An 11905-nucleotide genomic window follows, 5' to 3' on the forward strand; every position below is an offset into this window, starting at 1 on the left:
ACGGGAGACATCAGATGTCGGCAGTCTGGAAGGGACCGATTCGCACGAGGTTCTCGGGGTCGTGCTCACCGCCGAGCTGATCGGTGGAGAAGTATTCGCGGCTGTTGAGCGGCGCCTGCCAGCGGTCGGCCAGTCGGCGGAACAGCCCCCAGGACGCCTGATTGTCCGGGGTGATGGTGGTCTCGAGGTGATGCACCTCGGAAAGCTCCGGGCGGGTCATCACGGCTTCCACCAGACGGCGGGCCAGGCCGGTGCCACGGGCCTTCTCGCCCACGGCCACCTGCCACAGGAAATAGGTGTCAGGGCAGTTGCTCTTCACGTAGCCCGAGACGAAGCCGACGATCTCGCCTTCCTCGTTGGTGGCCACGGCACAGCTGTCGCGGAACTGGGTGGCCAGGAGCAGGTAGGCGTAGGCGGAGTTGACGTCCAGCGGTGGGCAGGACTTGACCAGTTCATAGATCCCCCAGCCGTCGTCCGGGTTCGGCTTGCGGATGAACAACGGGGCGGTCTGATGACCGACGACGGTGTCGGCGATACTGGGCCGCGCAAGCTCGGCGGAGGGAATGAAAGGCTCTGTGGTCGCGTTCATTATCATGTTCGCTTAGCGAATTCGGGAATTATCATAACAGCCGCTTATTACTATTTCAAAAGCCATGTTATCCAGGCGGCAAAAAACCATAAACATACATTATGGATTTCGCGGAAACACCGCCATGGCGGGCTTCTCTCAGCATAGTCCCGCTTCGTCTCCAGGGCCTTCCGGGCTACCAACGCAAGCGGGCCACCCGGTCAGGGTGGCCCGCTCATGTGGCGATGACGTGACGGCGAGATGTCGCCGTCGGTGGCGTCAGTTCCGGGTCGGCGTGCGCATGGTCACGAACTCCTCGGCGCCGGTGGGATGGATGCCCACGGTCTGGTCGAACTGGGCCTTGGTCAGCCCGGCACGCACCGCGATGGCGATGCCCTGGATGATCTCGCCGGCCTCATCGCCCACCATGTGGGCGCCGACCACCACGTCGCTCGCGTCATCGACGATCAGCTTCATCAGGCAGCGCTCGCTGCTGCCGGACAGCGTGTGCTTCATGGGGCGAAAATCGGCGCTGTAGACGCGAATGGCATCGAAACGCTCGCGGGCCGCCTCTTCGGAAAGGCCCACGGTGCCGATGTTGGGATGACAGAACACCGCGGTGGCGATGCGCTCGTAATCCAGCGGTGCCGGCGTGGTGTCGCCGAAGTGGTGCTCGACCAGCTTCATCGCCTCTTCCAGCGCCACCGGGGTCAGCTCGGGGCCGTCGGTCACGTCGCCCAGCGCCAGGATCGACGGCACCGAGGTCTCGAAGCGCTCGTTGATCTTGAGCTTGCCGTCGTCGCTGGTGGCCACGTCGAGCTTGTCCAGCCCCAGGCCCTCGAGGTGCGGGCGACGGCCGGTGGCGGCCAGCACGGCGTCGACTTCCAGGGCCTCGCCGCTGGTCAGGGTGACCTTGAGCCCGCCCTCGACCTTCTCGATGGTCTCGATGTTGGTGCCGAAGTGCAGGTTGACGCCCTTCTTGGCCATCTCGTCGCGGGTGAACTCGCGCACTTCCTGGTCGAAGCCGCGCAGGAACAGGTCGCCACGGTAGATCAGGTGGGTGTCGCTGCCCAGGCCGTTGAAGATGCTGGCGAACTCCACGGCGATATAGCCGCCGCCGAGCACCAGGAAGCGTTCCGGGAAACTGTCGAGGTCGAAGACGCGGTTGGAGTCCAGCGTCAGCTCCTTGCCCGGGAAGTCGGGCACCCAGGGCCAGCCACCCACGGCGACCAGGATCTTCTCGGCGCTGATGGTCTCGCCGCCGACGCTGACGTGATGGGCGTCGACCACGCTGGCGCGGCCGTTGATCAGCCGCACGCCGGCGTTATCGAGCAGCCGGCCGTAGATGCCGTTGAGGCGCTTGATCTCGCCGATCTTGTTGTCGCGCAGGGTCGCCCAGTCGAAGGTCGGCGCCTCGGGCAGGTTCCAGCCGAAGCCGCCGGCGTCCTCGAAGCTGTCATGGAAATGGGCGGCGTAGGAATACAGCTTCTTGGGCACGCAGCCGACGTTGACGCAGGTGCCACCCAGGTAGCGATCCTCGGCCACGGCGACGCGGGCCCCGGTGGTGGCGGCGGTGCGTGCGGCGCGCACGCCGCCGGATCCCGCCCCGATGACGAACAGGTCGTAGTCGAACTCGGACACAGGCATCTCCTGATAGATGAATGAGAATAAGGGGATGGGCGTGAAGTGGCAGCGATCATACCAGCCGTCGGCAGCCCCCGGGAGGCCCGACGCCATTGACCGGCGCTATGCCGGTAATAAAAAATGCGAGTGGTCCGCAGCCCCGATCATAAGAGACCCCTTCTCAATGAAAACCGAAATGCAGCAGCTGCTCGAGCGCAACCGCGCCTGGGCGGAGAGCGTCAGCCGGGAAGATCCCGATTTCTTCGCCCGCCTCTCCCAGCAGCAGAATCCCGATTACCTGTGGATCGGCTGCTCGGACTCCCGCGTCCCGGCGAACCAGATCATCGATCTGCCGCCGGGCGAAGTCTTCGTCCATCGCAATGTCGCCAACCTGCTCCATCACAACGACATGAACGCCCTGTCGGTGGTGCAGTACGCCGTGGACGTGCTCAAGGTCAAGCACATCATGATCGTCGGCCACTACGGCTGTGGCGGGGTGAAGGCGGCGGTGACCGGCGGCGAGTGCGGCATCGTCGACTACTGGCTGCATTCGGTACGCGAGCTCTACAGCCTGCATCGCCCGGACCTCGAGCGCTTGCCGCTGGGCGAGCAGGTCGATCGCATGTGCGAGCTCAACGTCCGGGCACAGGTCAACAACCTGTGCCGTACCAAGATCCTCCAGCGGGCCTGGCAGCGTGGCCAGCCACTGGCCGTGCACGGCTGGGTCTACGGCCTGAACGATGGACTCGCCACCGACCTGGACTGCAGCGTGACCGGCCTCGACCAGGTCTCCACCCTGTATCGGATCGACCGCGTGGCGCCCTCCGGTGACGACTGATCCCCCGCCGCCCGGCGAGCCTCATTCGCCGGGCGCATGACGCCTCTCGTTATTTCGATTGTCCTCTCCCCGCGGAACTCTCTATGTTGAATGCCGGACCGGAACAAACGGTCGTTCGCCTCATTCCGGGGCGCTACGCATAACAATTCCTCCGGCATGGAATATAACATGACAATCAAGAAGACCCTTCTGGCCAGCGCCGTCGGCGCAGCCATGACCGCGGCTGCCATCGCCCCGGCCGCCCAGGCCGAGACCACCCTCAGCATGGCCTACGACGCCGACCCGGTATCGCTCGACATCCACGAGCAGCTCTCCGGCGGCATCCTGCAGCTGTCCCACATGACCTTCGACCCGCTGGTGCGCTGGAACCAGGACCTCGAGTTCGCCCCGCGCCTGGCCACCGACTGGGAGCAGGTCGACGACACCACCCTGCGCATGACCCTGCGTGAGGGCGTCGAATTCCACAGCGGCAATGCCTTCACCGCCGATGACGTGGTGTGGACCGTGGAGCGTCTCAAGCGCAGCCCCGACTTCAAGGCGATCTTCGCGCCCATCGACTCGGTGACCGCGGTCGACGAGCACACCGTGGAGTTCACCACCGAAAAGCCCTACCCGCTGCTGCTCAACCTGGCGACCTATATCTTCCCGATGGACAGCCAGTTCTACAGCGGTGAAGACGCTGACGGCGATCCCAAGGACGAGATCGTCAAGAACGGCAATTCCTACGCCTCGCGGCATCTCTCCGGCACCGGCCCCTTCGAGGTCACCGAACGCCAGCAGGGCGTGCGCGTGGTGTTCGAGCGCAACGACGACTACTGGGACGAGGAGTCCCCGGGCAACGTCGACGAGATCGTGATGACGCCGATCAGCGAGAACGCCACCCGCGTGGCCGCCCTGCTCTCCGGCGACGTCGATTTCATCGCCCCGGTGCCACCCAACGATCTGGAACGCATCCGCAACGACGACGATACCCAGCTGGTCACCATGTCCGGCACCCGGATCATCCTGTTCCACATGAACCAGGAGCGGGTCGAGGCCTTCCAGGACCCGCGCGTCCGACAGGCCTTCGCCTATGCGATCAACCAGGAAGGCATCGCCGACCGGCTGATGAAGGGCTTCGCCACCCCGGCGGCCCAGATGTCGCCGCAGGGCTATGCCGGCCACGTGGACGGCCTCGAGCCGCGCTACGACATCGAGCGGGCCCAGGAGCTCATGGCCGAGGCCGGCTATGAAGACGGCTTCGAGATCACCATGATGGCGCCCAACAACCGCTACGTGAACGACGCCAAGATCGCCCAGGCGGTGGCCGCCATGCTGGCGCGCATCAATGTCACGGTGGATCTCAAGACTCTGCCCAAGGCCCAGTACTGGGGCGAGTATGACGATCGCGTGGCCGACATGATGATGATCGGCTGGCACGCCGACACCGAGGACTCGGCCAACCTGCACGAGTACCTCACCGCCTGCCCGGATGCCGACAGCGGGGCCGGTCAGTACAACGCCGGCAACTACTGCAACCCGGAGCTCGACGCCCTGGTCGCCGAGGCCAATCTGGAGGTCGACCTCGAGGCGCGCGCCGAGATGCTGCAGCAGGTCGAGCAGACCCTCCATGACGAGGCCGCCTTCATCCCGCTGCACTGGCAGGATCTGGCGTGGGCGTCCGCCGCCAACGTCAACATCGAGCCGATCGTCAACGTGATGAACTTCCCCTACCTCGGGGACCTGGTCGTCGAGGAGGAGTGATTCCTCCCCTCGCCGGCGGACCGTCGGCGAGGCCTTCCCCATCCTGACCCGGTGGCGCGCTCGGGACGAGCGTGCCACCCCGTATTGCCTACGGGACGCCACTCATGATCGCCTTTCTGATCAAGCGCCTTTTCCATGCGCTGCTGGTGATGTTCGTCATCAGCGTGATCGCCTTCGCCATCCAGGACAATCTGGGCGACCCCATCCAGCAGATGGTCGGCCAGTCGGTACCTGAGAGCGAACGTGCGGCGCTGCGCGAGGAGTTGGGCCTCAACGACCCCTTCGCGGTCCAGTACCTGCGCTTCGCCGCCAATGCGGTGCAGTTCGACTTCGGCTACTCCTACGTGTTCAACGAGCCGACCACCGACGTCATCCTGCGCCACCTGCCCGCCACCCTGGAGCTGGTGGCCGCGTCCACCTTCCTGATCATCGCCCTGTCGATCCCCATCGGGGTCTACAGCGCCATTCGGCCGCGCGCCTGGCTGTCGCGGTTCTTCATGGGCGTATCGATCATCGGCATCTCGATCCCCGTGTTCCTGACCGCCATCGTGCTGATCCAGCTGTTCGCCATCGGCGTGTCCTGGTCGCCCTTCCCCGCCGATACCGGCTGGGGCACCTGGCTCAATGACCTGATCAGCACCGAGGGTGGCATGCCGGCCTACGGCCGCGGCGACCCCGTGCCGGTGTTCGGCACCTGGGAGACCAATTTCGCCTCCCTCGAGGGGCTGACCTACCTGGTACTGCCGGCCATCTCGCTGGCTTCGATCATGCTGCCGCTGTTCATCCGCCTGATCCGCGCCGAGATGCTCGAGGTGATGCAGTCGGAGTACGTGAAGTTCGCCCGCGCCAAGGGCATCTCGCTGCGCCGCATCTACTTCCTGCACGCGCTGAAGAACACCATGCTGCCGGTGATCACCGTCGGTGGGGTGCAGATCGGCACCCTGGTGGCCTACACCATCCTCACCGAGACGGTGTTCCAGTGGCCCGGCATGGGCCTGATGTTCCTCGACGCCATCGAGCGTTCCGACATTCCGCTGATCGTCACCTACCTGATGATCGTGGGGCTGATCTTCGTGATCACCAACACCCTGGTCGACCTGATCTACGGCCTGGTCAACCCCACCGTCAAGCTGACAGGAAAGCCCGCATGACCACCTCGACTTCATCCGCTGCGAGCTCGTCCACGGCGAGCCGCTGGGAGCGCTTCCGCGACTCCTATCTGCTCTACAGCTTCCTGCGCGACCCGATCGCCCAGGTCAGCCTGGCGGTGTTCATCCTGATGGTGGCCTGCGCCGCCCTGGCGCCCTGGCTGGCGCCGATGAACCCCTACGACCTGGCGCAGATCGACATCCTGGCCTCGGAGCTGCCGCCGTTCTGGGTCGACGGCAGCGATCCGGCCTATACCATGGGCACCGATGCCCAGGGCCGCGACCTGCTCTCGACCATCCTCTACGGCCTCAGGGTCTCGCTGATCATCGGCTTCGGCGCGGTGGCGCTGCAGGCCACGCTCGGCGTGTGCTTCGGCCTGCTGGCCGGCTATCTGGGCGGGCGCGTCGATGCCTTCCTGATGCGCATGGCCGACATCCAGCTGTCGTTCTCCACCCTGATGGTGGCGATCGTGGTCGGTGCACTGTTCAAGGCGATCTTCGGCGGCGCCACCTTCAGCACCTATGCGGTGCCGCTGCTGGTGTTGATCATCGGCCTGGCCGAATGGCCCCAGTACGCCCGCACCGTGCGCGCCTCGGTGCTGGCCGAGAAGGGCAAGGAGTACGTCGACGCCGCCCGGGTGATGGGGCTGCCGAGCCGGCGCATCATGTTCCGCCACATCCTGCCCAACACCCTGTCGCCGATCTTCGTCATCTCCACCGTGCAGGTGGCCAATGCCATCATCTCCGAGGCGGCGCTGTCCTTCCTCGGACTCGGCATGCCCGAAACCCAGCCCTCGCTGGGCTCGCTGATCAAGTCCGGGTTCGACTACATCCAGTCCGGTTCCTGGTGGATCACCCTGATCCCGGGCCTGGTGCTGGTGGTGCTGGTGCTGGTCATCAACCTGCTCGGCGACTGGCTGCGCGACGTCCTCAACCCCCGTCTCTACAAGGGCTGAGGCCATGCCGAATATCGATACGTACCCGATACCCGACGGTCGCCGGCACGACGTGCTCAATCGCCGCCTCTTCATCCGGCACAAGGGCTGAGGCCAAGGAGTTCCCATGTCACTTCTCGAAGTCAACCACCTCGACGTGCGCTTCGCGCTGCGCCGCGGCGACGTCCAGGCCCTGCGCGACGTCTGCTTCAGCCTGGATCGCGGCGAGCGCCTGGGCATCGTCGGCGAGTCCGGCGCCGGCAAGTCCGTGGCCGCCTTCAGCCTGCTCAACCTGATCGCCAAGCCCGGCTACATTGCCGGCGGCAGCATCACGTTCGACGGCCAGGAGCTGATCGGCCTGTCCGACCGGGCCCTGCGCCGTATCCGTGGCCACCGCATCTCGATGATCTTCCAGGACCCGATGATGACGCTCAATCCGGTGCTGACCATCGGCGAGCAGATGATCGAATGCCTGAAGGCCCACCGTCGCATCTCGACCAAGGACGCCCGAGCGATCTCGCTGCGCAAGCTCGAGCAGGTGCAGATCCCCTCGCCCGAGGCGCGCCTGGACCAGTATCCCCACGAGCTCTCCGGCGGCATGCGTCAGCGCGTGATCATCGCCATCGCGCTGCTGCTCGACCCGGACATCATCATCGCCGACGAGCCCACCACGGCGCTGGACGTGACCATCCAGGCCGAGATCATGGCGCTGCTGCTGGAGCTGTGCGAGGAGCACAACGTCGGCCTGGTGCTGATCACCCACGACCTGGGCGTGGTCAGCCAGGTCACCCAGCGCATGCTGGTGATGTACGCCGGCCGCGTGATCGAGCAGGGCCCGACCCGCGAGATCATCAACGACCCGCAGCATCCCTACACCCAGGGCCTGCTCAACGCCCTGCCGCAGATGGCCACGCCCGGCGAGCGGCTCAACCAGATCCCCGGCAGCATGCCGTCGCTCAGCCACCTGCCGAGCGGCTGTGCCTTCCATCCGCGCTGCGGCTTCGTCAATCGGGCCGACGGCTCGCGTCGACAGGCCTGCATCGACGAGGTGCCCGGCTTCGTCGCCTCGGGCAACTGCCAGGCGGCCTGCCACATGGTCGCCGAGATGATCGAACGCGAACGCATTCCGGCCGAGGAGCAAGACTGATGACCACCGCCCCCCTTTCTTCATCCACCGGCTCCACTCCGGGCGCTTCCACGGCGCCGATGAACGCCGATGCCGCGTCGCATGAGGCGGCCGAGCCGCTGCTGTCGATCCGCGGCCTGGAGAAGCGCTTCTCGCTGTCCGGCGACTTCCTCGAGCAGCTCAAGTTCAAGGGCGGCAAGCTGGTGCGCGAGCAGAAGCACGTGCACGCCATCAACGGCGTCGACCTGGACATCCGGCGCGGCGAGGCGCTGTGCGTGGTCGGCGAGTCCGGCTGCGGCAAGTCCACGGTGGCCCGCACCGTGATGGGCCTGATCACCCCCAGTGCCGGCGAGATCCGCTATGACGGCGAGCGCATCGACGACCGCACCACCAAGGCGCTGCTGCCCTACCGTCGGCGCATGCAGATGATCTTCCAGAACCCCTATGCATCGCTGAACCCGCGCATGACCATCCAGCAGACGCTGGAAGAGCCGATCCGCCTGCACCACCCCGACTGGTCGCCGGCGAAGGTCCAGGACAAGGTCGCCGAGGTGATGAACGCGGTGGGCATCGCCCCGGACTGGGGCGCGCGCTACGGCCACGAGTTCTCCGGCGGCCAGCGTCAGCGCATCGCCATCGCCCGGGCGCTGGCGGTGGACCCGGAGTTCATCGTCGCCGACGAGCCGATCTCGGCGCTTGACGTCTCGATCCAGGCCCAGGTGCTCAACCTGCTGATGGAGGCCCAGCAAGAGCGCAACCTGACCTACCTGTTCATCACCCACGACCTGGCCGTGGTCGAGCACTTCGGCACCCGGGTGGCGGTGATGTACCTGGGCCGGGTGTGCGAGGTGGCGCCCACGGCGACGCTGTTCGCCACCCCGCGCCACCCCTACACCCAGGCGCTGATGTCGGCGATTCCGCGGCTCGAGGACGACCGCCCGCAGCACATCCGCCTGCAGGGCGAGGTGCCCACGCCGGTGAACCTGCCGTCGGGGTGCGTCTTCCACGGCCGCTGCCCGCATGCCAATGCGCGCTGCCGCGACGAGGTCCCGGCGCTGATCGCCACCGACCAGGGCGGGCAGGTGGCCTGTCATGGGGTCGAGGAAGGCCGGATCTGACGTATCGAAAAGTGCCTGCGCTCGGCGATACGGCGTTAAAAATCAGCTCGTGCGCGAGCCCGGACTAGGCGTCCCCGTCAAAGTCCTCATTTAAGGCTCCTAAACTCCGGCTTTTCGCTGATTTTTGCCTTGTCTCGCCTTCGCTCGTCGACTTTTCAGCTCGGGGAACGGCCGCCGTTGACGACTTGCCTGACCGGTTGGTCAACGACGGCTAACCTGAGTAGACTCCCCGTCCCGGTGATCCGGCAACAAGGAATACGATGGAATTACGCTGGCTGGAAGACTTCATCGCCCTGGCGCGCACGCGTCATTTCTCACGGGCGGCGGAGACCCAGAACGTGACCCAGCCGACCTTCTCGCGACGCATCAAGCTGCTCGAGGAGGAGATGGGGGCCACCCTGATCAATCGCCAGACCCTGCCGCTGTCGCTGACGCCGGCCGGCGAGGAGTTCCTGGCGCTGTGCGAGGACGTGACCCGGCGAGTCGACACCGCCAGGGAGCGTCTCGGTCAGCTGGCGGAGGCCGACGCCAGTCGCCTGCGGCTGGCCGCGCCCCAGAGCCTGCTGGCCAACTTCCTGCCGGACTGGCTGGCCGGCTTCGATCCCGCCCCGCCGGTCACGCCTTACCTGCGCGCCACCGGCTGGCTGGCCGACGACTACTTTCGGGCCCTGGAGCGCCAGGAATGCGACCTGGTGCTGTGCTACTGGCCCGCCACGCCAGGCACGCTGCCCCTGGAAACCGCAGGCCTGGAGGCCCGGGTGCTCGGCCGCGAGCGGCTGGTGCCGGTGTCGCTGCCCGACGCCGAGGGCCGCCCGCGCTTCTCGCTCGAAGATACCGGGCGTCGCCCGCTGCCGCTGATCGCCTATCACCCCCGCGGGGTGATCGACCAGTGCATCCGCGCGCACCTGCAGTCGCTCGGCCAGATGCCGACCTTCAGCGTGCTCAACGAGAGCATCCAGAGCGGCAACATCCGCGAGCTGGTGGGCCTCGGCTACGGGCTCGGCTGGCTGCCGGCCCGCTCGATCCAGGCCGCGCTGTCGTCGGGAACCCTGGTGCCGGCCGGCGGTACGCGCTGGCAGGTGCCGCTGGAGATCCGCCTCTTCCGATCTCGCGAGAACCCCCACCCGGCGGTGGACGCCCTGTGGCAGCGGCTCGTCGAACCCAGGGCCGACGCCACATGACGCCGGGCCGTCATCAGGCGGATTTCCGCGCCCCGACGGGGCTTGCCAATCGCCACCTGCAGACCCTGCTGCCGAGGCTGCTGCCGGCGCCCTCCCCGACGCTGGCCTGGGAGACGCTGGCGCTGCCCGACGGGGATGTGGTCGAGCTCTGCTGGGTGGCGCCGGGGCCCGCCGACGAAGACGCGCCGCTGTTCGTGCTGTTCCACGGGCTGGAAGGCTCGATCGACTCGCCCTATGCCCGGCAGCTGCTGACGGCCGCCGGCGAGCGAGGTCATCGCGCCGTGCTGATGCATTTTCGCGGCTGCGGGCGGCACCCCAACCGTCGCCCGCGGGCCTATCACAGCGGTGATACCGCCGATGCCCACTGGCTGTTGACCCGGTTAGCCCGGCGCTATCCCCGGGCACCGCGCATCGCCTGCGGCGTCTCGCTGGGGGCCAACATGCTGCTCAAGCTGGTGGCCGAAGACGCCCATCGCGAGTTCCCGGCGCTGCATGGCGCGATCGCCATCGCCCCGCCGGTGGACCTTGCGGCGAGTGCCGACTGCCTGGAGCGGGGTTTCGCCCGGGTCTACCAGCGCCACCTGCTCGGCGCGCTGAAGGCCAAGGTGGCGCCGAGGCTCGACGCCGACGAGCTGCCGTTGGCGCTGTCGTCCCGGGACCTGAACGGTCTTGGCACCCTGCGGCAATATGACGACGCGGTGACCGCGCCGCTGCACGGCTTCGCCGGTGCTGCCGACTACTATCGCCGCGCCTCGGCCGGGCCGCTTCTGCACGGCATTCGCCGGCCGACCCTGATCCTCCACGCCGAGGATGACCCCTTCATGCCGCCGCGCCTGTACCAGGACGTCGCGCTGGGCCCGGGGATTCGCCTGGAAACATCCCGCCACGGCGGGCATGTGGGCTTCATCGAACGCCGAGGCGGAAGGCTGGCGAGCTGGCTGGCGCGCCGCGTCGGCGCTCAGCTGGATGGCTGGGCCGGCGCGACGCCTTCCATGCGCGAGGCGTTCAGCCGATCGGACAGCTGACGCCGGTGCCCTTGAGGCCGCAGTAGCCGTCGGGCTTCTTGTCGAGGTACTGCTGGTGGTAGTCCTCGGCGTAGTAGAAGGTCTCGAGGGGTTCGATGACGGTGGTGACGGGGCCACGCCCGACCTGAGCCAGCGCCTGTTCGTAGGCGTCACGGCTGTGCTCGGCGACCTCGCGCTGGACCTCGTCGGTGACCAGGATGATCGAGCGGTACTGGGGACCGATATCGTTGCCCTGGCGGTTGCCCTGGGTCGGGTCGTGGGCCTCCCAGAAGTGGCGCAGCAGGGTCGCGAGATCGATCGTCGCGGGGTCGAACACGACGCGTACCACCTCGGCGTGGCCGGTGCGTCCGGTGCAGGTCTCCTCGTAGGTGGGGTTGGGCGTCACGCCGCCGGCATAGCCCACGGCGGTGACATGCACGCCGGGCAGCTGCCAGAACAGCCGTTCGGCGCCCCAGAAGCAGCCCAGGCCAAGCACGATCTCCTGCATGCCCGCCGGCCAGGGCGGTGTCATGTCGTGGCCGCTGACCGTATGGCGGCCCTGTATCTGCAGCGGCGTGTCGCGGCCCTCGGGGGCGTACAGCGGCGAAGTGGTCATCGTGT

The 11905-nt window shown here is 66.9% G+C and carries 11 protein-coding genes; 8 read left to right on the forward strand and 3 right to left on the reverse strand.

The annotated features are described in order from the left end of the window. Positions 1 to 10: 10 nt before the first annotated feature. Positions 11 to 589, reverse strand: a complete 579-nt coding sequence (gene ectA / locus CVH10_RS00965; RefSeq protein ID WP_035593201.1) for a diaminobutyrate acetyltransferase — start codon at positions 587 to 589, stop codon at positions 11 to 13. Between the two features lie 258 nt (positions 590 to 847). Beyond that, positions 848 to 2215, reverse strand: a complete 1368-nt coding sequence (gorA, locus tag CVH10_RS00970; protein ID WP_106487570.1) for a glutathione-disulfide reductase — start codon at positions 2213 to 2215, stop codon at positions 848 to 850. A gap of 160 nt (positions 2216 to 2375) precedes the next feature. Between gorA and can the strand changes: the two genes are divergently transcribed. From can to CVH10_RS01010, 8 genes are all read left to right on the forward strand, one after another. Then, positions 2376 to 3029, forward strand: coding sequence for a carbonate dehydratase (gene can / locus CVH10_RS00975; protein ID WP_035593195.1), 654 nt, complete (start codon positions 2376 to 2378; stop codon positions 3027 to 3029). Positions 3030 to 3197: 168 nt separating this feature from the next. Further along, positions 3198 to 4772 (forward strand): ABC transporter substrate-binding protein, encoded by a 1575-nt coding sequence (locus CVH10_RS00980; RefSeq protein WP_106487571.1) that lies wholly within the window; start codon positions 3198 to 3200, stop codon positions 4770 to 4772. Positions 4773 to 4876: 104 nt separating this feature from the next. Next, on the forward strand, positions 4877 to 5923 hold the full coding sequence (locus tag CVH10_RS00985; RefSeq protein ID WP_035593192.1) for an ABC transporter permease: 1047 nt from the start codon (positions 4877 to 4879) through the stop codon (positions 5921 to 5923). Further along, positions 5920 to 6876 carry an ABC transporter permease gene (locus CVH10_RS00990; protein ID WP_035593190.1) on the forward strand — a complete coding sequence of 319 codons (957 nt, stop codon included), beginning with the start codon at positions 5920 to 5922 and terminating at the stop codon, positions 6874 to 6876. Before CVH10_RS00985 ends, CVH10_RS00990 begins: the two co-directional genes overlap by 4 nt. Positions 6877 to 6982: 106 nt before the next feature. Beyond that, positions 6983 to 8002 (forward strand): ABC transporter ATP-binding protein, encoded by a 1020-nt coding sequence (locus tag CVH10_RS00995; RefSeq protein WP_106487572.1) that lies wholly within the window; start codon positions 6983 to 6985, stop codon positions 8000 to 8002. Between the two features lie 59 nt (positions 8003 to 8061). Beyond that, on the forward strand, positions 8062 to 9099 hold the full coding sequence (locus CVH10_RS01000; RefSeq protein WP_106487760.1) for an ABC transporter ATP-binding protein: 1038 nt from the start codon (positions 8062 to 8064) through the stop codon (positions 9097 to 9099). A 260-nt stretch (positions 9100 to 9359) separates the two neighbouring features. Then, complete coding sequence (locus CVH10_RS01005; RefSeq protein WP_106487573.1) at positions 9360 to 10280, forward strand: LysR family transcriptional regulator; 921 nt, start codon at positions 9360 to 9362, stop codon at positions 10278 to 10280. Further along, on the forward strand, positions 10277 to 11305 hold the full coding sequence (locus CVH10_RS01010; RefSeq protein ID WP_106487574.1) for a hydrolase: 1029 nt from the start codon (positions 10277 to 10279) through the stop codon (positions 11303 to 11305). The genes CVH10_RS01005 and CVH10_RS01010 overlap by 4 nt, the downstream gene beginning before the upstream one ends. On the opposite strand, the gene msrA is transcribed toward CVH10_RS01010, so the two are convergent. Next, the gene (gene msrA / locus CVH10_RS01015) at positions 11286 to 11900 is read right to left on the reverse strand and encodes a peptide-methionine (S)-S-oxide reductase MsrA (RefSeq protein ID WP_035593182.1); all 615 of its coding nucleotides are present in this window, start codon (positions 11898 to 11900) and stop codon (positions 11286 to 11288) included. The two genes, CVH10_RS01010 and msrA, sit on opposite strands and share 20 nt — an antisense overlap. Positions 11901 to 11905 lie beyond the last annotated feature (5 nt).

The sequence above is a fragment of the Halomonas sp. ND22Bw genome (genome assembly GCF_003011945.1).
GTDB lineage: Bacteria > Pseudomonadota > Gammaproteobacteria > Pseudomonadales > Halomonadaceae > Halomonas > Halomonas halophila.